Source organism: Actimicrobium sp. CCC2.4 (assembly GCF_034347385.1).
Taxonomy (GTDB): Bacteria; Pseudomonadota; Gammaproteobacteria; order Burkholderiales; family Burkholderiaceae_D; genus Actimicrobium.
Genome location: NZ_CP133777.1, coordinates 1,407,400 through 1,427,599 on the forward strand (window position 1 = coordinate 1,407,400; position 20,200 = coordinate 1,427,599).

Below are 20,200 nucleotides of genomic sequence, written 5' to 3' on the forward strand. Positions count from 1 at the left end.
ACCATGGCAAGAATGAAATTCATCTGCGATTCCGAGCGCTGCATCGAATGCAACGGCTGCGTTACCGCCTGTAAAAATGAGCACGAGGTCCCTTGGGGCGTTAATCGCCGTCGCGTCATCACGGTCAACGACGGTATCGTTGGTCAGGAAAAGTCGATGTCGGTCGCCTGTATGCATTGCTCCGATGCCCCGTGCATGGCAGTGTGTCCGGTGGACTGTTTCTATCGCACCGACGAAGGCGTTGTCCTGCATGACAAGGACATCTGTATCGGTTGCGGATATTGTGCGTACGCCTGCCCGTTTGGTGCGCCACAGTTCCCGTCGAATGGCGTGTTCGGCTTGCGCGGCAAGATGGACAAGTGCACCTTCTGTGCCGGTGGCCCGGAAGAAGATGGCTCGAAAGAAGAGTTCGAGAAATACGGTCGTAACCGTTTATCCGAAGGCAAGCTGCCAGCCTGTGCCGAAATGTGCTCGACCAAGGCATTGCTCGGCGGTGACGGTGACGTCATTGCTGATATTTTCCGCAGTCGGGTTGTGCGTCGCGGCAAGGGCAGCGAAGTGTGGGGCTGGGGCACGGCGTATGGCAAATCCCACAATCCGCAAGCCAAAGCACCAACGGAGAAATCATGATGGGCGCCCGGACAGCATTAATCACCGTAGCAATTGCCGTGCTGGCACTGGCTGGTTGCGGTGAAAAAAGCCAGGTGATGAGCAGCTCTGCGAGCAAGCCGGATGGTAAGCCCTGGCAGGGCGAACTGGACCGGTACGCGGCCAAGGGTTGGGAGAAGGGCGACAAGACAAAATGGGAGCTGCAGTTGCGCGCCCGCGCCCAAAACCAGAATGAATACGTCAAATCCAATTGATCGCGTAGCGACGGGAGCCATCATGAAATACGGGATTGCACGCTTGGTTGTCGGCTTGTCGCTGGCGGCCGCTGTCATCGGGTCGGCGCTGGCGCAGCAGGCAGCACCAGCACCGGTAACTACGGGGGGTATCGAATCGATTGATATCCTGAAACAAAACCAGGCCGAGCGCACCCGCGATCAGCCTGGCAATTCAGCACCGGTTTTCCGCACGATCAAGGAAGGCACGAAGAATTACTCGAGCTTGCCGGCGCTGGAATCGGGCGTACTGATCCAGGGGAAGCAACAGTTTCCGGGTCAGGCTCGCGCAACCACGGCCGGGGAAGCCTGGCGGCTGTATCGCAATGGTCCACTGACACTGATCGGTGGCTCATTGCTGCTACTGGCTGCGATCGGTGTGGCGGGGGTGTATTTTGTCGCCGGGCCGGTCAAGCTCAAGGCGAGTCCGACCGGCCGCCTGATCGAACGGTTCACGTCGATCGAGCGTCTGGCGCACTGGAGCACGGCGATCAGCTTCGTGCTGCTGGCTGTGTCTGGCTTGATATTGTTGTTTGGCAAGCACATTCTGTTGCCGGTGTTCGGCCACACGCTGTTTGGTTGGCTGTCGTTTGCCTGCAAGAATGCGCACAACTTTGCCGGACCGGTATTTACGGTGTCGCTGGTCGTGACGTTCATTATCTTCGTCAAGGACAACTTTCCTGCCAAAGAGGACCTGCAATGGCTATTCCGGTTGGGTGGCATGTTTGGCGGCAAGCACGCCTCGTCGGGGCGTTTCAATGCAGGTGAAAAGCTCTGGTTCTGGAGCGGTGTTGTGGTGCTGGGTCTGATCATCAGCGCGTCCGGTTTCGTGCTTAACAAGTTGGTGCCCGGCATGGACTATCCGCGTAGCGTGATGCAGATCGCTAACGTAATTCACTTGATCGCGGCAGTTCTGGTGTCGACCATGGCAATGGGTCATATCTATATCGGCAGTATCGGTATGGAGGGCGCTTACAAGGCCATGTCGACCGGCTATGTCGATGATGCCTGGGCCAAGGAACATCACGACCTGTGGTACGCCGATATCGAAGCCGGCAAGGTGCCGCGCAATCGTACCGAAGAAGCGGCTGAGCGCATTCAAGTGCCACAGCCACGCAGCGCAACCTGACCAGGACATCACCATGAAAAAAATTATTGCACTCCTCGTCGGCATGCTGTTTGCCGGCATCGCCACTGCCAAATTGCCAGCCCCGAGCGACGAAGCCAAAGCCAAGGCAGACGAAGCCAAGGCTAAGACCGCCTGGGGCGACAAGACTGCTGCCTACAAGTTGTGTCTGGCACAGGGCAAGACGGTCGCGTACTATCTGAAAACGAAAGCGCCTACCGGCAAGCCAGTCGAAGGTTTGCCGGCCTGCGCGGATCCTGGTCCGTATGTGGCCGCACCGGCGGCCGCTATCGTGACCGCGGCCGTTGCCCCAACGCCGAATAAAGACCCTGTCAAAAAATAAGGAACCCTGATGATGAAACATCTCTCTTTTTTGTTTGCCTCGCTACTGTTGTCATCGATGGCCCACGCCGCTTCGGTCTCGTTCGTCGAGCCGGCGAACGGTGCCACCGTGCCCACCACGTTCCCGGTCAAATTCGCAGTCGAAGGCATGGAAGTCAAACCGGCCGGTGAATTGTCGCCGACCAGCGGCCATCATCACTTGCTGATCAATGCGACGGCTATCCCGGCCGGTGAGCCTGTACCGTTCGATGAGACGCATATTCATTTTGGCAAAGGTCAGACCGAAGCCACCGTGACGCTCAAGCCGGGTACTTACCAGCTGACGCTGCAATTTGCCAATGGTGCGCACCAGTCATATGGCGCACCACTGAGCAAGACCATCACCGTCAACGTCAAGTAATCCGCTTTGACCCGCTATCGTCCCGAGCTGACCAGTGCGCATGTCGATCTGACCCGTGAAGTCGAGGTCACCGACGAGCGTGGTCGCGTGTCGCTCATCGCGATCCCGGCCGAAAGGCCGCTGACCGTGTATGTCGACAAGCGTGAACTCGTCACGCTGATGACCCTGGGCGGCGCACCCGAGGCGCTGACGCTGGGCTATCTGCGTAACCAGCGCTTCATCCGTCAACTCGATGACATCGTCTCGGTGCAGGTGGACTGGGATGTCGAAGCCGTGGCGGTAGTCACGCGCAACGGTATCGATGACATCGAGGCGCGCACTGCCAAGCGGGTCGTCACGACCGGTTGCGGTCAGGGCTCGGTGTTCGGTGGCTTGATGGATGATGTGGCAGCGATCCGTCTGTCGCCGGATGCCCGCCTGAAGCAATCAGTGCTGATCCGTATCGTTGACACGATACGGACCCAGCAATCGATCTACAAGCAGGCCGGTTCGGTGCATGGCTGTGCGTTGTTCACGTCGGCCGGTGAACTGCTGTATTTCGTCGAAGATGTCGGTCGCCACAATGCGGTCGATGCCATTGCCGGACGGATGTGGCTCGATGGCATGGCCGGCGACGACAAGATTTTTTATACCACCGGACGCCTCACGTCCGAGATGGTCATCAAGGGCGGGCAGATGGGAATTCCGTTCCTGCTGTCGCGCTCCGGCACCACGCAAATGGGACACATGGTCGCCGAGCAGCTCGGCATGGCATTGCTTGCGCGCTGCAGTGGCAAGCATTTTTTGCTGCTGACCGGCAAGGAACGTCTGGTGTTCGAACCGGAACTGTTCGATGGCGCGTTGAAGGTCGCCTGACCTGAACGTGGGGATGAAGACATCATGTCGCTGATCGACGCGACGCTTGCCGCTTTTGCCCTGCTCTGGTCTGGTGATAGTGCACTGTGGGGCATCGTCTGGGTCTCTGTCTCGACGTCCATAGTGGGCTTGCTCATTGCCTCACCGTTCGCGATATTACTCGGTTATGTCGTCGCAACCCGGCTGTTTCCGGGGCGCCGCATCGTCATCTGGCTGGCCCAGGTGTCGCTGTCGCTGCCAACCGTACTGATCGGCTTGCTGCTGTATTTGCTACTCTCCCGCAGCGGGCCGGCTGGCGAATTGCGCTGGCTGTTCTCCCAATCGGCATTGATTGTCGGACAAGTCCTCATTGCAATGCCGGTACTGATAGCTTTTACGCTGGCTGCGGTGCAGGCTGCGGATCCGCGCCTGGCTGAAACCGCGATTACGCTTGGTGCATCGCGCTGGCGCGTCATGTGGACGGTGCTGCGCGAAGTGCGCTTTGGCGTCATGGCGGCGATTATCAACGGGTTTGGCAGGGTGATTTCAGAGGTCGGCTGCGCGATGATGGTCGGCGGTAACATCGCTGGCGAAACGCGCACCATCACCACGGCGATCGCACTCGAGACCAGTAAAGGCGAGTTTGCGCAAGGCATCGCGCTGGGCATGGTTCTGATCGCCATCGCGCTGGCCATCAACGCAGCGTTGCTATTGCTGCAGGGGGATACGCGATGAACAACTTGCTCACGATAGATGGTCTGCAACTGCAATTCGGCGAGCGATTGCTACTCGATATCGACCGTCTTGACATCACTCCGGCCAGCGCTTACGTGCTAACCGGTGCCAATGGCTCCGGCAAAAGTACGTTGTTGCGGGTTCTGTGCGGGCTTGAGCGGGCTCGCATCGATGCTGCGACTTTCATGGGCGCGCCAATCGCGCTGTGGCCGTATCCGGCTGCGCTGCGTGATGCGGTGCTGTATGTGCATCAGCATCCGGTGATGTTTTCGACGACGGTCGAAGCCAATGTCGGTTACGGACTGGCTGCGCGCGGGATCGCCAGGGCAGCGCTGAAGCAACGCGTGGCGGATGCCATGGAGTGGGCCGGCATTACGCATCTGCATGGCACGCAACCGCAGCACTGGTCGGGTGGTGAAAAGCAGCGTGTCGCGCTGGCACGGGCACGCGTGCTGCGCCCCAAGTTACTGCTGCTCGACGAGCCGACCGCCAATCTGGACGGTCCGGCGCGCGAGCAAGTCATCGGATTGATCCCTACTTTGCTTGCCGAAGGGCGCAGCGTCATCATGGCTTGCCATGATCGCGACTTGATCGGCTTGCCTGGCGTGCGACGCCTGAAACTGAAAGATGGCCGGCTCGAAATGCGCGAGCCGACCGTTGCTGCCGATTCACCACCCTGAAGGAAGTCCCATGTCCCGTCGTCTTGTTCTCCAACTTTCCGTCGCCTTGTTCGCCGGCGTAGTTGCACCTCTGGCTAGCGCCCAGCAAATCCTCAAGCTGTCGACCACCACTAGCACCGAGAATTCCGGCTTGCTCAAAGTCTTGCTGCCTGTCTTTGAAAAGCAGTTCGACATCAAAGTTCAGGTGATCTCGGTTGGTACGGGCAAGGCGCTGGAACTGGCCAAGAATGGGGACGTCGATGTGACATTGGTGCATGCCCGTTCCTCCGAAGACAAGTTCGTCACCGCAGGCTACGGTGTGAACCGGCGCGACGTGATGTACAACGACTTCATCCTGGTCGGTCCGGTCAATGACCCGGCAGGCATAGCTGGCAGTAAAGACATTGTCGCCAGCCTGAAAAAAGTTGTTGCCAGCAATACCAAATTTATCTCCCGCGGAGATAATTCCGGCACCGAGCAGATGGAGCAGGCTTACTGGAAGACGGCCGGCGTCAAACCGCAGGGAAGTGCTTATGTATCGGCCGGTCGCGGAATGGGGGAAGTGTTGACGATGGCCGGTGAACTACAGGCCTACACGCTGACCGACCGCGCCACGTTCAGCGCCTACCGTGCCAAAACCGGACTGGCCATTGCGGTCGAGGGGGACAAAGCGATGTTCAATCCCTATGGCATCATCGCCGTCAATCCGGCGCGGTTCCCTGACACCAACCAGAAGGGGGCCAAACAGCTGATCGACTGGATCACTTCACCGGCTGGTCAGCAGCAGATCGCTGCCTTCCGCGTCGATGGCGAGCAAGTATTTTTCCCTTCGGCAGGGCGCTGATTCGGGTCTGATCTACCAAGGCACTTCGGTGCCGTCCCATGCGACAAAGCGCCCGCTATTAGCAGGCGTTGCCGTCGCGATCACGGCCAGCAGTTGCGCGGCAGCGCGCGCCGGATCAAACAACTTTCCCTCTGCAACACCACGCTGGAACGGCCGCGACAGCGCACTGTCGACCGTGCCCGGATGCAGCAACTGGATGCTCAGTCGCGGATGGGTGCGTCGGCATTCGATCGCTGCCGTCTTCAGCAACTGGTTCTGTGCCGCCTTCGCGGCCCGGTAGGCATACCAGCCGCCGAGCTGGTTATCCGTGATCGATCCGACGCGCGCAGAGAGCGATGCGAAGACTGCCGATGTGTTGTGCCGCATCAAGGGCAGCATTGCCTGCGCCAGCAAAATGGGGCCGAAAGCATTGACCGCAAAGACGCGTTCCAGGTTCGTGTCCGTAATCGCAGACAACGCTTTTTCGGGTGCCAGTGCTGTTCCGTGAAGCAATCCAGTGGCATTGATAACCAGATGTAGCGAGGGCGTAAGCAGGCCTGCTGCTAGTGCTTGCAGGCTAGCGCTGACGGTGATGTCGGCATTGGTAACAGTCAGTCTGGTCGGATGGGCTTCGGCAAGCGCCAGTAGTGCTGTCGCACCGTTGGCGTGACGGGCCGCTGCGGTGACATGTGCTACGCCGGGGTGGGCCAGCAGCTGGGTCGTCAGTGCCAGTCCGATCCCGCCCGTAGCACCGATGATCAGTACCTGTGCGGGTTCGTTGAGATTGGCAAACAAGTGATTGACGATAGGGGGTGTCATGGCGGGTCCGGGATGATGGCGAAAGGAGAAGTGCGAACGATGCTAGCACGTCGGGCGGAAGCTTATTTTTCAGTGATAGACCGTTGGCAATCATGAATCCTGCTGATGCCGATACCGAACTGACCATGTCGCAGCAAGGGGTGTTCGCCGACCAGCACCGGATCAGGACCTTGCTCGATATCGAAGCAGCACTGGCCAGCGCGCTGGCCCAGCACGGCGTTATCAGCCCGACATCCGCCGCGCAGATTGCGCATTGTTGCCGTGGTGAGTTGATCTCGACGGGGCTACCGCAAGACGTGGTCCGGCAACTCACGATGGCGGTCGCCGGACGGGATGCCGAGGCAGCCAATTACGTGCATTGGGGCATGTCACTACAGGACTTGTCCGATACTGCCCTGGTGTTGCAATTGCGGGTGGCGCTCGATGGTATCGAGGCGGATCTCGCCCGCTTTGTTGCCGTTCTGGCCGAGTTTGCCGAGCGTCACCGGCATACCGCGCAGGTCGGGCGGGTCGGTTTACAGCATGGCTTGCCGATTACTTTTGGCTTGAAGACGGCCGGTTGGCTCGATGCCATGTTGCGCCATCAACAACGCCTGCAGGCGCTGCGGGTTCGCTTGCTGACGCTGCAGTTTGGCGGTGCCACCGGTACGCTCGCCAGCCTCGGTGATGCCGCCTTGCCGGTTGCCACTGCGCTGGCGGCGACACTGGATCTGAGCTTGCCGGACATACCCTGGCATGGTCAGCGCGATCGCTTTGCCGAGGTGGCGACCACGTTAGGCCTGCTGGCCGGATCACTCGGCAAGATCGCCCACGACATGATCCTGCTCACTCAGACGGAAGTCGCCGAGCTGGCTTTTCCGGTGATGCCATCGACCGGGTGGTCGGCTACGCTGGCGGCGACGCAGCAAGTGCCGGCGCTGGTGGCGGCCATGCTGGCGGTGATGCTGCCGGATCATGAAGGCGAAGTCGATGAAAGCGACGACGCGGCCGCGCGCCTGCTGCCACAAATCGTGGCGCTGTGCGCCGGTGCATTGGAGCAACTGCAGCGGCAGGCGGGCAGCATGAAAGTCGATGCGGCGCGCATGCAGGCCAACCTCGCACTGACGCGTGGTCGCCTGCTTGCCGAACCACTGACACTGGCGCTGGCCCGCAAGATCGGCAGGCAGCCGGCCGAGGCGCTCGTGCGGCAGGCGAGCGCGCACGCGGCGCAGAGCGACCAGGCTCTGCGTGAAGTGCTCGATCAATATGGTGTGGTGAGCCTGCATTTCAGTGCACTCGAACTCGACCGCCTGCTTGAGCCGGCCAGCCACAGCGGCCAGTCGGCCAGCTTCGTTGACCGGGTCTTGCAGAGCTGGCAGCAGTCTTCCGGTATGCCGGCAGTCGTCGAGCAGACGCGCGCGAGCTTTGCGGCTGGCCATGCACAATTGCATTACCGGATAGATGGTCTTGCCGACGCACCCTGGCTGGTGCTGTCGAATGCGCTGGGTACCGCACTCGATCTCTGGGAGCCGCAGATGCCGCTCCTGTCGGAGCAGTTTCATGTGTTGCGTTATGACACGCGTGGCCATGGCCAGTCGGTCATGCGCGATGGTGCGACGACGTCGCTGGCCGACCTGGGTGATGACGTGATCAGCCTGATGGATCACCTCGGCATCGCACGCGCGCATTTTTGTGGCAGTTCGCTGGGTGGCATGACAGGGCTCTGGCTGGCGATCCATCACCCCGCCCGCATCGAGCGGCTGGTGGTGTGCAATGCCGCGCCGTTATCGGGACCTCCATCGATCTGGGATGGCTGGATCGAACAGATCCGCCAGCACGGCGTCGAAGCAGTTGTGCCGGCCTTGATGGAACGCTGTTTCACACGCGACTTCGCGCGTCACGCCGGGCATCAGGTTGCCGTTGTACAGGAGATGCTCCTACAGACCTCACCGGCCGGATTTATTGCCGCCTGCACGGCGATCCGCGATATGGATTTGCGAAGCAAGCTGCCTGATATCAACGTGCCGACCCTTGTCATCGGAGGCAAGCAAGACCGCATGGCGCCGTCCGCACAGACTCGTCGATTGGCTGCGCACATCAATGGTGCCCTCTATCTCGAGCTCAATGCCGGGCACTTGCCGAATCGGGAAGTCGCACAGCGCTTCAATGCAGAACTGACTGGCTTTTTGCTGACGGATCCGGTCTAGTCATCGCCGGATTTCAGGGCCGCCAATTCCGGCCTTTCGACCGTGGCTGACCCCTGCCACTACTGCTCGCACGTGGTTCCTGCGGCATTCCAGGTCTGGCATGTTGTACCTGTTCCTGATGCGGATTCTGACGATGTTGACGGTGACTACGACTGTCCAGACTTGCGGTCGCGGTTCTGTTCGGTATATCGAGGCTGGATAATTGTCGGTTGAGTTGCGAAGCCGTCGACACAGGGGACTGCACACCCTCGCTGGAGCCGGACAGCAGATCGCCTTTTTCATTCACATATTCCTTGGCATCCTTGCGCGCAAGATCCCGGTTGGTGATTTCCTTGCTTAACTGTAGAAAATAGTCAGGGTCTTTTGCTTCATATTCGGCCAGCATCCAGCGCCGTAATTCCTTGGGCCGTAAGTTGTCTGCGGCCGGATCAAGGAGCAGATCAGCCATGCCTGGCAAAATATGCTGCTTGAATTTCTTGCAGTGTTCGCGCCCGCCACGAATGACGCGTTCGTAGTTGGTCACAAGAATTTTTTGCAGCACGTCCTCGGACAATTTTTTGAACAGCCCATCCGGCGCATCGTAGATGGCATAGGTTTGCCTCAGCACCTGCGCATCATGCGGGGCCAGCGCGTCCGACCCCATGATGAAGCGCTCAGGATGGTTATTGATGACGGCGGCAACCTTGTCGGGGTCGAGCTTGCTGGCGATCCGGCTCCAGGACAGGTCGATCATCAGGTTAGGAAACCGGTGCAGCATCGAGTCGAGGTTGTCATAGTGCTTCTCCGGGACCGGGCCGAACCGGTTGATTCCCCCGAAATGCGCCCAGATAATCGTTGTGTCCTCGACCTGGCCATCGCCGAGCAACTTCATCATGCCATTCAGGTTGGCCGGGTGGCCCGCCCTGATACCTTCCGTTATGGCCGTGTCGATATCGCAATGCAAAGTCATCGGCATGCCGGTTAGTCCAACCATCTCGACCAGCGTACAAAACGGCTTGATGTGGCTCTTCAGGTGTGCCTGGCTTTCATTTGGCAACAGGTGCATGACGATTTCCTTGGCCAGCGTGACTTCACCGACCAGCGAAAAAGGCACGTCGTTATCGGCAATTTTCTGGAGCAGAGAAAAATGGGCGCGCGGGTCACCAAGGTGCAAGCCCGTGATGGCAAGATCGATCCGTTCTTTCTGGTCGTCAGTGAGTTTGTTGTACTCGGCGGCTTGTACCCAGTCGGCTTCCGAGTTGACATACAGCTCCACCTTTTTTTTCATCTCGAGGATTTTTTCCCGGTTGAGCGTCTCGTCATTGTTGAACATCGAGGGTTCAAGGTAGTAGGTTTCGCCGCAAGAGCTGGCCAGATCTATATAGCGCCGGTCCGATTGCAGCGAGATCACATTGGTCGCAATTCGCATGGCGACAAAATATTTGACGTTGTTTTCGTTCGCCATCTGGATCATTTTTAATAGCGAGGGCCCTTTTTGATGGTAGCCGGCCGGATGCACATGTCCATCGCAGCTGACGCGCATTGGCACTTTGCCTTTGGGTGATTGCGTGCTTGCCTGGTTGTCCGTGGCGGCAGGGGAATAGGGAGTTGGCGTGAATTCCCCTTTGACGTCTTCGTTGCGCAAGGGTGTGCTGAGTTCGTGAAAGTCGTTATGGAGTACAACGATTTTTCTGTATTGGTTTCTGCTGAGGCTATTTATTTGGGGCATGGTGACTTATCCGTGATGAGCGTGTGTGCGTAAACGCGTGGCTTCGTTGCGAGATGCATGGTGTGGTCCGATACGGGTGCTGCGATGGTGCTTGTTGAAGTAATTGGCCCGGTGCGCCAGGGAGCGCAACAGCGCCAGCAGGCTCTCGGGCGTTTGCGCCGACAGGGAAATCTTTTCGATCATGACGACGCTATCGTTCGTTGCCGCGACGCTGAAAGTGCCTTCCCGGCTGCTGAGCATCAGCATGTTTTCCTGCAGCATGAGCGGGTACAGCGCGGCTTGCTGTTCCAGGTCGAGCTGGCCGAAATCGGCATACAGAAAGAGGGCGTCGGGATCGGCTTTTGGCTTATAGGTCAAGGCAAAGGTGACTCCTTCGAAAGTGATACCGCCACCATCGATAATCTGTTGCGGGTTGGCATAACGGGTTACTTTGCAAAGTCCTTGGATCAGCTGTTCGAATGCGGTGTGCATGGGCGGCCTCGCTTGTCGGGTTGCGGAGCGGTCCGGCCCGCTCTCAACGCAGTGAGTGAGGCAAGCAGCAGCGTGGTTCCATCCCGCCTGAAAGAAAATCGTGGCAGGAACCCCGCCAACGGTTTGGTGACCCATTAACACACATTGAGCCAGCCAGGGAGATCCGATGAAGCACCAGTTCGAAGCCGTTGTCCGCACCTTTTGCGAGGCCGAAAAATTCAGCCAGCCGGAACGCTTGCTGGAAGACGGGTCGATGGAGTTGCACGGGGTGGAATTTTCATTGATGTACGAGGAAGACATTGCCGTTGATGCGATGTATCTGCGTGTGGTCTTCGGCAACGCACCACTCAAGGATGAGACGGCCATTTATCGCACGCTGCTTAACGACAACCATGCGGGTTATTGCGGTGATGGCCCCGGATTTTGCGTCTCGCCCGCGTCGGGACTGGTGCTGTATCTGCTAAAAATGCCGCTGTGTGACGCCTCTCCGGCGCGGCTGGCCAGCACGATGCTGTATTTCAGCGGCAAGGTAAAAGAGTGGCAAAGCACCTATTTTCTCAAGCCGATGGTGCGTCGCGAGCGGCGTTTTCCGGTCGCTTGAGCGCATCTCCTGTCCAAAAAAAAGCCTCTGCAATGCAGAGGCTTTTTTGATTTCACAGCAATGACATCACCAGATAATCACCCGCTGCGCTGCAGGCAAATACATCTTGTCGTCTTCTTTCACGCTGAACGCATCGTAAAAACCGGGTTGGTTCGACAGCGAACCATTGGCGCGGTATTGCGCCGGCGAGTGCGGATCAGTCTTGATCTGCACGATGGTTTGCGCATCACGCGACTTGGCGCGCCAGACCTGCGACCAGCCCATGTACAGACGCTGGTCGCCGGTCAGTCCGTCGATCATCGGCGCTTCCTTGCCACCGAGCGATAGCTTATAGGCCTTGAACGTAATGGCCAGACCGGAGTTGTCGGCGATGTTTTCACCGAGCGTCAATGCGCCATTGACGTGATAGCCGGGCAGCGGCGAAAAGGCGTCGTACTGCGCGATCAGCATCTTGGTCTTGGCGGAAAATTTCTCGTGATCCTGCTTGGTCCACCAGTCGCGCAAGTTGCCATCGCCATCGTATTGCGCTCCCTGGTCGTCGAAGCCATGGCTGATCTCATGGCCGATGACACCACCGATACCGCCGTAATTGACAGCATCATCGGCATTGGCATCGAAGAAAGGCGGTTGCAGAATCGCCGCCGGGAACACGATTTCATTGAGCTCCGGGTTGTAGTACGCATTGACGGTTTGCGGCGTCATGCCCCACTCGTCGCGATCGATCGGCTTGCCCAGTTTATTCAGTTCGTATTGATACGCAAAAGTGGTTGCACGCATGACGTTACCGACCAGGTCATCCTTGTTGATCTGTACGCTGGAATAATCTTTCCACTTGTTCGGATAGCCGATCTTCGGCGTGAACTTGGCCAGCTTGATCTGTGCTTCCTTCTTGGTTTCAGGGCTCATCCAGTCGATGGTCTCGATGCTCTGGCGATATGCCACCAGCAGGTTTTGCACCAGCTTTTCCATGCGCACCTTGCGCTCCGGAGGAAAGTGTTGGGCCACATAGACCTTGCCGACGGCTTCGCCGAGCGAGGCTTCGACCAGCATCACGCCGCGCTTCCAGCGTGGTTCGTTCTCGGGGATGCCGCGCAACGCCGTGCCCTTGTAAGCAAAGTTGGTGTCGACATACGGCTTCGACAGCATGCCGGCGTAGCGGCTGATCAGCTGGGTTTCGAAGTATTTTTTCCAGACCGGCAGCGTGGTCTTCTGATAGACCGTGTTGAATCCTTTCAGATAGCTTGGCTGGCTGACGATCACGTAGTTGACCTTGCCATCAATGCCAGCGGCTGTCAGGTATGACGTCCAGTCGTATTTCGGTGCCAGTGTATTGAGCTCAGTGAAATCGAGCTTGTTGTAGGTTTTGATCGGATCGCGGTTTTCGACGTTGGACCACTGTACTTTGGCCAGCGCAGTTTCCAGCGCCACGACATCGCGTGCGCTGGCAGCAGCAGCCTTGTCACCGGCCATCGTCAATAGCGCTTGCACGTATTCCTGGTACTTCGCGCGCGCTGCCACCAGCTTGGCATCGTTCGGTTTCAGGTAATAGTCCCGATCCGGCAAGCCGAGCCCGCTCTGCGCCAGGTCGACCACATACTTGGTCGAGTCGCGCGCATCCTGATGAATGCCGAAGCCATATGGCGTGTTCACGCCAAGCTGGCCCAGATGTGCGATCAGCGCCGGGATTTCCTTTTTGTCTTTCAGTGCGGCGATTTTTGCCAGCTCCGCTTGCAGCGGTTTTAGGCCCAGTTCCTCCAGCTTCGCTTCATCCATGTAGCTGGCGTAAAGGTCACCGATCTTGCGGGTTTCAGGTGTGCCGCCGGTGTCCTTGGCGGCGTTTTCGATAATTGCGCGCAGCTGCGGCAACGTGTCATCGCGCAATTTGGCAAACGAGCCCCAGCTCGATTTGTCCGCCGGAATCTCGGTCGTGGAGAGCCATTTGCCGCTGGCATATTTGAAAAAATCGTCCTGGGCGCGCACGCCTTTGTCGATGTATTGCAAGTCGATACCGGAGGCCAGTTGTGCCGGCTTCGCTGTCGTTGTGGCGGTCGTTGTTACTGTCGCAGGAACATCGGCAGCGATAGCTGTCGAGGCAGAGGCGGCCATGCTGAGATAAAGCGCGTTCACCAGATAACGATTCATGGAGGTTTTCCTTTTGGATTCCTTTGCCAGTGGTCGGCAAAGCAAGGGCAAGAATTTACCATAGCCGGACAGGGCAAGAGTCCGGCAGCAGGAAGCGCTTACCGGCGCGCCGGTTTATGGTTCAGAATAGGGCGCTCGCTGGGCCGGCTGATCGTTGGCCTGGTCCGTGATCCTCACAACACCGGAGAAAACTGCATGAAGCAACAAGGCACATTGATCTTCAAGGCCAGCCTGATTGCGCTGCTCTGCGCATCGGCAGGGTTTGCCACTACCGCGAGCGCTGCCAAGACCCTGGTATTTTGCTCGGAGGGCAGTCCGGAAGGTTTCAATCCGCAATTCTTCAGTACCGGCACCACGATGGATGCCTCGTCGGTCCCGATGTTCAACCGGCTGGTCGAATTCGAGATGGGCACCACCAACATCGTTCCCGGCCTGGCCGAATCGTGGACCATCGCACCGGACGGCATGAGCTACACCTTCAAGTTGCGCAAGGGCGTCAAGTTCCACAGCAGCGCCAAGTTCAAGCCGACCCGCGACATGAATGCCGATGACATCATCTTCACCTACAACCGCATGGCCGATCCGCAGCATCCGTTCCACAAGAACACGCCGGGGACGACCTACGCCTATTTCGAAGACATGGGCATGAACAAGATCGTCGACAAGATCGAGAAGGTCGATGCGATGACGGTGCGTTTCAAGATGCTGCATCCGGAAGCCCCGTTCCTGGCCGATCTGGCGATGGATTTCAATTCGGTGCAATCGGCCGAATACGCCGACAAAATGAAAGCTGCCGGCACGCCCGAAGTGATCGACCGCGAGCCGATCGGCACCGGCGCGTTCCAGTTCGTGTCGTACCAGAAAGACGCGGTGATCCGCTACAAGGCATTCGATGCGTACTGGGATGGCCGTCCGAAAATCGATAACCTGATTTATGCGATCACGCCGGATGCCTCGGTGCGTTACGCCAAGCTGAAAGCCGGCGAGTGCCATGTCATGGCGTTTCCAAAACCGGCGGATATCGCGCTGATGAAAGCCGATCCGAATCTGACGATGCTGACCAAGGAAGGCCTGAACATCGGCTACATCGCCTTCAATGTCGAGAAAAAACCCTTCGACAACAAGCTGGTGCGCCAGGCATTGACGATGGCCGTCGACAAGCAATCGATCCTGAAAACCGTGTTCCAGGGCTCCGGGCAAAATGCCAAAAATCCAATTCCGCCGATGCTCTGGTCGTACAACGACAAGATCGTCGACTATGCGTATGACCCTGTGAAGGCCAAGGCCCTGTTGGCCAAAGCCGGTTATCCGAATGGTGCCGAAGTCGACCTGTGGTACCTGCCGGTCAGCCGGCCGTACAATCCGGACGGCAAGCGCATGGCTGTCCTGATCCAGGCCGACTGGGCCAAGGTGGGTGTCAAGGCCAGACTGGTGACCTACGAGTGGGGCGAGTACCGCAAGCGCAGCAAGACCGGCGAGCAGCAGGCAATGATGTTTGGCTGGTCCGGCGACAACGGCGATCCGGATAATTTCTTTGGTCCGCTACTCGGTTGCGATGCGGTCGCCGGCGGCGGCAACGTGGCACGCTGGTGCAACAAGGATTTTGAAGCCCAGCTGCAAAAAGCCAAGGCGACGTCGGTGCAGGCCGAGCGCGCCAAGTTCTACGAGCGCGCCCAGGAAATCGTCCATGAAGAAGCACCGCTAATCGAGATCGCCCACTCGGTGCGCTTCACGCCGGTGCGCAAGGAAGTGATCGGCTTCAAGATGGATGCGACCGCGCATCATTATTTTGACAAGGTGGATCTGGCGAAGTAACCGTGATGGTGGCGCGGGCACGGTGTTACGGTGCCCACGCTGCCTGCCGCGTTACTCCTCCACCCACTGCTTGATCCCATTAACCCAGCTCTTCGCTGGTAACTTCGTGCGCGCCACGACATTGGCCGCCCGCGCATACAGGTCGGCAAAGTCGATCTGACGACGGCGCCGGAACGCCAGCGCCACGACATTGCCTTCATGGACTTCCGGCAGGCAGATCACGTCATCGAACGCAAATCGCATCGCCTTCAAGTTGCGGTTGAAGCTGGGATGATCGCCAAATAGATTGACCGTCATGATGCCGTCCTCACGCAGACAGGCCGCGCAGGATTGATAGAACTCGGCCGATTCCAGCACCGGCCCCTTGGCGGTCGCGTCATACAAATCGACTTGCATCGCATCGATGGAATCGAGGTTCGCCGGATCATTGACAAAGTCATTGGCATCCATCTCCAGCACACGCAGGCGGTCGTCTTCCGGTGGCATCTTGAACATCGTCTCGCAGATCGTGATCACCGAGGGATTGAGCTCGACGGCAGTGACGCGGGCTTCGGCAAAGGTCCGGTAGCAGAATTTGGTCAGCGCACCGGTACCCAGTCCCAGCTGTACGACATGTTCCGGATTGTCGATGAACAGCATCCAGCCCATCATCTGCTGCGCGTATTCCAGCTCGATCCAGTCCGGCTTGCGCAGGCGCATCGCGCCTTGCACCCACTCGGTGCCGAAATGCAGGAAGCGCACGCCATCCTGTTCGGACAGCGTGACCGGGGCGTACTTGATTTTGCGCGGGGGTTTCGAGACGGGGGCGACGGGAGACTTCCTGCCGGGACCGACCATGTGATTGGCCTGGGCTTCGATGGACTTGCGTTTGATGAGCATGGGGTAAATTCGTGGCCTGAAGAAAGTCAGCCAATGATACCGCGCCAGTGTTCCAGCTTCTGCGCAAAGCTCGACATGGCATTGGCGGGTGACGACGACGGCAGCACCAGCGTGGCGATACCGCGGGCCGAAAAATCAGCCGCAAACTTGCCGGCAGCCTTGCCATTGAAGCAGACCCGGCGCAGCTGCGGACAGTCGCGTTGCAGGCGTGCGAGGTCGTTGGCGCGGGCATCCCGGATCGCACTATCGAGGCTGCCACGGCGCTGGCAACTGTTGATCACGTCCCACAGACCGATGCCTTGCGCGAGCAGGTGTTGCAGTCGTTCCGGATACGGCAGATCGACCAGCGCTTGCTGCAGCACGGCCCCCAGCAAGGGCCAGAACTGGTTGCGCGGATGGGCGTAATACTGGCCGGCGGCGAGCGAGGCGACACCCGGGAAACTGCCGAGTATCAGGACTCGGGTCCGGCTATCGATGACCGGGGCAAAGCCGCCAAGCATGGGTGTCGTGGGCAAATTTTCCATGCCGGAAGTATATCCGCCGGTCGAGGGTACTGGCTGGCGTTACACTGTTGGCAATCTTGTTCTTCCAGGGTCGACATGCCAGTCCCGTTCTTGCGCAATCTCACCGGTACCGTCCGCACGCGGCGCGCCAATCGCCAACTGGGCGCAGTGCTGGCCTTCGTCGCAGGCGCCGTGAACGCCGGCGGTTTTCTGGCCGTGCAGCAGTACACCTCGCACATGACCGGTATCGTGTCGATGATCGCCGATGAGTTCGTACTCGGCAATTTGCTGATGGTGTTTGCCGGCTTCTGCGCCTTGGCGGCGTTTATTTCCGGTGCCGCCACGACGGCCATCCTGATCAACTGGGCGCGGCATCGGCAGATGTACAGCGAATACGCGATGTCGCTGGCGCTCGAGGCAATTCTGCTCCTGCTGTTCGGCTTGCTGGGTGCCAACCTCGAGACGTATGTCACCGTGATTTTGCCGGCGACCGTGATGGTGCTGTGCTTCATCATGGGCTTGCAGAATGCCATCGTGACCAAGCTGTCGCAGGCCCAGATCCGCACCACGCACGTCACCGGCCTGGTGACCGACCTCGGCATCGAACTGGGTAAGCTCATTTACTGGAATCGCCGGCACAAAGATGGCACCAGCAGCCTAGTGCGGGCCGACCGCGACAAGCTGGGGATCCATTGCCTGATCCTGTCGATGTTCTTTATCGGCGGCGTCGCCGGTGCCTTCGGTTTCAAGCACATGGGATTCAGCGCCACGCTGCCGTTGGCAGTGGTCCTGCTGGTGATGGCGGCGATTCCGATGTTCGATGATATTGCCCCGCACCTGCCGAACCTGCGGATCCTCAAACCATCGATGCCGATCGATGCCGACAAGGCTCCCGAAAAATGACGATGCGTATTGTGGTGCTGGGCAGCGGTTCGGTGGGCACCTATGTCGGCGGCGCGCTGCTCGATGCGGGCGCCGATGTGGTGCTGATCGGTCGCGAGCGGATGCGGCAACGTCTGCTGCAACACGGACTGGTGCTGACCGACATGCAGCAGCGCGCAGTGCGGCTTGCCGGCAGCGACGTTCCCTATTCTGTGGACCCGCAGGCATTGGCGGGTGCGGACCTGATCCTGCTGACGGTCAAGAGCAGCGACACCGCAGCGGCAGCGGAACTGATCCTGCAACATGCCGCAGCGACCGTGCCGGTACTGAGCTTGCAAAACGGTATCGGCAATGCGGCGACACTGCGGCAAGTGCTGCCGGACTGGAATGTACTGGCCGGCATGGTGCCCTTCAATGTGGTGCAAATGGACGACGGTCGGCTGCATCGCGGTACGCAAGGCGAATTGATGGTCGAGGCATCACCCCTGCTGGCGGCCTGGTTGCCCCTGTTTGCCCGGGCGCATCTGCCACTGATCGAACGGGTCGATGTGGTCGAAGTTCAGTGGGGCAAGTTGCTGCTGAACTTGAACAATCCGCTCAACGCCTTGTCCGGCTTGCCCCTCAAAACCCAGTTGTCGCAGCGCGCCTGGCGACGTTGTCTGGCCCTGCTGGTCGACGAGGCACTCGCTACGCTGGATGCTGCCGGCATCGTCCCGGCACAAGTTGCCAGGATCGCGCCGCGTCGGTTGCCGTTACTGTTGCGCCTGCCGAACTGGCTGTTCACGCGCGTCGCCGCGCAAATGCTGCGGATCGATCCGGAAGCCCGCTCGTCAATGTGGGAAGACTTGCAAGCCGGGCGGCGTACCGAGATTGATTACCTCAATGGTGCCGTGGTGGCGCTGGCGGCCTCGCTGGGCCGGACTGCTCCGGCCAATCAGCAGCTGGTGGCACTGGTCCGGCAGGCTGAAAACGGTACTCTGCCCGCGCTCGACGGCAAGGTGCTGTGGCGTCAATTGCAGGCGCGATAGCATCCCTGGGCATTGGACAGTTCCGGCTAGCAGGGCTGAGCAGATAGATCATGGAACCCGCTGGATATAGTTGCCACTGAAGTGAGCCCTGTTCGCGGCGATACCGCCCGATGCAAGACCGGGTAACTCCGCGCCGGCTGACACTGCCGACGTGCCGCACCCCCTGTCAGGATTTCCACTTCCATGGACTTGTTACGTCAATCATTGCTCTCGCTGGCGCAGCTGCCACCCGCTTCCAGTGCGCCCTCGTCGCCGTCATTCGAGCTACGCGAAACGCAGACCTTTCCCGGTAGTGTGCCGACCAGGATACTGCTCGGCAGGCCGGCGGACCGCGACACGCCACCGACCCGACTCACCGCGACATCACCGCCGGCCAGAATAGCCCCGTCAGATTTTCTATCGGTAGACCTGGATGCGCAGGCCATGGACGAGTCTGAAAAATATGACAAGTATTTTCATGAAATTGGCTGCGGTTACAAAAAGCTTGTCGACTACATGTACATCGAGCCAGCGATTTGCCAGCCGACGCCGGCAGGACTGTCGTTGCTGGTCGAGGATTTCGTGGTCCGCACCAATCACGATTTGCGGGCTGTGGATCAGCAGAAGAGTGACGGCCCGGTGCCGACAATGATTGCCCGCTTCAAGGAATTTAGCACCCAGGCAGCGGGAATTCGGTTTGATCCCTTGCGGCCGGTCGGTGTCATTCTGACCCATGGTCAGCACCATGCTTGTCCGGTACTGTTCATGCGAAAGGGCCAGACCAACTATGTGCTGATCTTCGATTCGACGTCCGGCTCGATGAAAAAGGCGTATCGCAAGGTCGGTACCTTTTTTCCGGATTGCCAAGTCTTGCTCAACGATGGCACGCGGCAGTCCGATAGTCAGTCCTGCATCACGGATGCCTACGAAATCCTGACCCGGGCATTCACCGTCGACGACCTGATCGGCAAGGTTGAGGAGCGCATTGCCGATGAATGCAGTGCATCGTCGAGCACGGCGGCAGCCAGCCGCGTCTTCCGTTTTTCGGCACCGGAGGTGGATAATTTCCGGCTCTTCAGGATGCCGGAAGAGTTGTGCTTTACGGCGCAGAGAACCGCCTTTGTCACGCAGACGTCGAAGGCCAAATTACAACTTCCGATCCGCGACAGAACCGGCCGGCTCACCACGTTGAAAGACATGATGCGCTTGAAGAAAACCGTGGCAATCGGCAACCAGTCCGAGAAGTGGATAGGGATTAATTCCTACCTCCATGAGGTCAGTCTCGAACACAGGGAGCGCATCAAGCAGCTGGTTGATCAGCGTGCGGTGGATCCCGGGCCGGTTATAGATGATGGCCCCCGGTGACCTCACGTCCGGACTGCGATTG

The 20,200-nt window shown here is 59.0% G+C and carries 21 protein-coding genes; 15 read left to right on the plus strand and 6 right to left on the minus strand.

Features of this window, described 5'->3' with window-relative positions:
- Positions 1-3: 3 nt before the first annotated feature.
- Genes fdh3B through RHM62_RS06565 form a run of 9 tightly spaced genes read left to right on the plus strand, consistent with a single transcriptional unit; the run spans position 4 to position 5,821 of the window.
- Complete coding sequence (gene fdh3B / locus RHM62_RS06525; RefSeq protein ID WP_322124724.1) at positions 4-630, plus strand: formate dehydrogenase FDH3 subunit beta; 627 nt, start codon at positions 4-6, stop codon at positions 628-630.
- Positions 627-863 carry a hypothetical protein gene (locus tag RHM62_RS06530; RefSeq protein ID WP_322124725.1) on the plus strand — a complete coding sequence of 79 codons (237 nt, stop codon included), beginning with the start codon at positions 627-629 and terminating at the stop codon, positions 861-863. The genes fdh3B and RHM62_RS06530 overlap by 4 nt, the downstream gene beginning before the upstream one ends.
- Before the next feature lie 22 nt (positions 864-885).
- Complete coding sequence (locus tag RHM62_RS06535; protein ID WP_322124726.1) at positions 886-2,010, plus strand: formate dehydrogenase subunit gamma; 1,125 nt, start codon at positions 886-888, stop codon at positions 2,008-2,010.
- 13 nt (positions 2,011-2,023) lie between these two features.
- A complete protein-coding gene (locus RHM62_RS06540) occupies positions 2,024-2,350 on the plus strand; it encodes a hypothetical protein (RefSeq protein ID WP_322124727.1) in 327 nt (108 codons plus the stop codon).
- A 9-nt stretch (positions 2,351-2,359) separates the two neighbouring features.
- Complete coding sequence (locus RHM62_RS06545) at positions 2,360-2,749, plus strand: DUF4399 domain-containing protein (RefSeq protein ID WP_322124728.1); 390 nt, start codon at positions 2,360-2,362, stop codon at positions 2,747-2,749.
- 6 nt (positions 2,750-2,755) lie between these two features.
- On the plus strand, positions 2,756-3,604 hold the full coding sequence (locus RHM62_RS06550; protein WP_322124729.1) for a formate dehydrogenase accessory sulfurtransferase FdhD: 849 nt from the start codon (positions 2,756-2,758) through the stop codon (positions 3,602-3,604).
- A 24-nt stretch (positions 3,605-3,628) separates the two neighbouring features.
- A complete protein-coding gene (locus RHM62_RS06555) occupies positions 3,629-4,318 on the plus strand; it encodes an ABC transporter permease (protein WP_322124730.1) in 690 nt (229 codons plus the stop codon).
- A complete protein-coding gene (locus RHM62_RS06560; RefSeq protein WP_322124731.1) occupies positions 4,315-4,998 on the plus strand; it encodes an energy-coupling factor ABC transporter ATP-binding protein in 684 nt (227 codons plus the stop codon). Before RHM62_RS06555 ends, RHM62_RS06560 begins: the two co-directional genes overlap by 4 nt.
- Positions 4,999-5,008: 10 nt before the next feature.
- Positions 5,009-5,821, plus strand: a complete 813-nt coding sequence (locus tag RHM62_RS06565) for a substrate-binding domain-containing protein (RefSeq protein ID WP_322124732.1) — start codon at positions 5,009-5,011, stop codon at positions 5,819-5,821.
- A gap of 12 nt (positions 5,822-5,833) precedes the next feature.
- Here the strand turns inward: RHM62_RS06565 and RHM62_RS06570 are convergent, their stop codons facing one another.
- Positions 5,834-6,619 (minus strand): SDR family NAD(P)-dependent oxidoreductase, encoded by a 786-nt coding sequence (locus RHM62_RS06570; RefSeq protein ID WP_322124733.1) that lies wholly within the window; start codon positions 6,617-6,619, stop codon positions 5,834-5,836.
- 92 nt (positions 6,620-6,711) lie between these two features.
- Here RHM62_RS06570 and pcaD point away from each other — a divergent pair, with 92 nt between their 5' ends.
- Positions 6,712-8,805, plus strand: coding sequence for a 3-oxoadipate enol-lactonase (gene pcaD / locus RHM62_RS06575; protein WP_322124734.1), 2,094 nt, complete (start codon positions 6,712-6,714; stop codon positions 8,803-8,805).
- Between the two features lie 13 nt (positions 8,806-8,818).
- On the opposite strand, the gene RHM62_RS06580 is transcribed toward pcaD, so the two are convergent.
- A complete protein-coding gene (locus tag RHM62_RS06580; RefSeq protein WP_322124735.1) occupies positions 8,819-10,429 on the minus strand; it encodes an amidohydrolase family protein in 1,611 nt (536 codons plus the stop codon).
- A gap of 90 nt (positions 10,430-10,519) precedes the next feature.
- Positions 10,520-10,984, minus strand: coding sequence for a CesT family type III secretion system chaperone (locus tag RHM62_RS06585; RefSeq protein WP_322124736.1), 465 nt, complete (start codon positions 10,982-10,984; stop codon positions 10,520-10,522).
- A 166-nt stretch (positions 10,985-11,150) separates the two neighbouring features.
- On the opposite strand from RHM62_RS06585, the gene RHM62_RS06590 reads away from it, so the two are divergent.
- Positions 11,151-11,585: a CesT family type III secretion system chaperone gene (locus RHM62_RS06590; protein ID WP_322124737.1), complete on the plus strand. Its 435-nt coding sequence runs from the start codon at positions 11,151-11,153 to the stop codon at positions 11,583-11,585.
- A gap of 66 nt (positions 11,586-11,651) precedes the next feature.
- On the opposite strand, the gene RHM62_RS06595 is transcribed toward RHM62_RS06590, so the two are convergent.
- Positions 11,652-13,727, minus strand: a complete 2,076-nt coding sequence (locus tag RHM62_RS06595; protein WP_322124738.1) for a M13 family metallopeptidase — start codon at positions 13,725-13,727, stop codon at positions 11,652-11,654.
- Between the two features lie 195 nt (positions 13,728-13,922).
- On the opposite strand from RHM62_RS06595, the gene RHM62_RS06600 reads away from it, so the two are divergent.
- On the plus strand, positions 13,923-15,542 hold the full coding sequence (locus tag RHM62_RS06600; protein WP_322124739.1) for an ABC transporter substrate-binding protein: 1,620 nt from the start codon (positions 13,923-13,925) through the stop codon (positions 15,540-15,542).
- A 51-nt stretch (positions 15,543-15,593) separates the two neighbouring features.
- On the opposite strand, the gene RHM62_RS06605 is transcribed toward RHM62_RS06600, so the two are convergent.
- A complete protein-coding gene (locus RHM62_RS06605; RefSeq protein ID WP_322124740.1) occupies positions 15,594-16,421 on the minus strand; it encodes a methyltransferase domain-containing protein in 828 nt (275 codons plus the stop codon).
- A 26-nt stretch (positions 16,422-16,447) separates the two neighbouring features.
- Positions 16,448-16,921, minus strand: a complete 474-nt coding sequence (locus tag RHM62_RS06610; protein WP_322125340.1) for a DNA-deoxyinosine glycosylase — start codon at positions 16,919-16,921, stop codon at positions 16,448-16,450.
- A 99-nt stretch (positions 16,922-17,020) separates the two neighbouring features.
- Between RHM62_RS06610 and RHM62_RS06615 the strand changes: the two genes are divergently transcribed.
- The 3 genes from RHM62_RS06615 to RHM62_RS06625 all read left to right on the plus strand — a co-directional run bounded on the left by RHM62_RS06615 (position 17,021) and on the right by RHM62_RS06625 (position 20,178).
- Complete coding sequence (locus RHM62_RS06615) at positions 17,021-17,827, plus strand: YoaK family protein (protein WP_322124741.1); 807 nt, start codon at positions 17,021-17,023, stop codon at positions 17,825-17,827.
- On the plus strand, positions 17,824-18,834 hold the full coding sequence (locus tag RHM62_RS06620) for a 2-dehydropantoate 2-reductase (protein ID WP_322124742.1): 1,011 nt from the start codon (positions 17,824-17,826) through the stop codon (positions 18,832-18,834). Before RHM62_RS06615 ends, RHM62_RS06620 begins: the two co-directional genes overlap by 4 nt.
- A gap of 183 nt (positions 18,835-19,017) precedes the next feature.
- Positions 19,018-20,178: a hypothetical protein gene (locus RHM62_RS06625; protein WP_322124743.1), complete on the plus strand. Its 1,161-nt coding sequence runs from the start codon at positions 19,018-19,020 to the stop codon at positions 20,176-20,178.
- Positions 20,179-20,200: the final 22 nt, after the last annotated feature.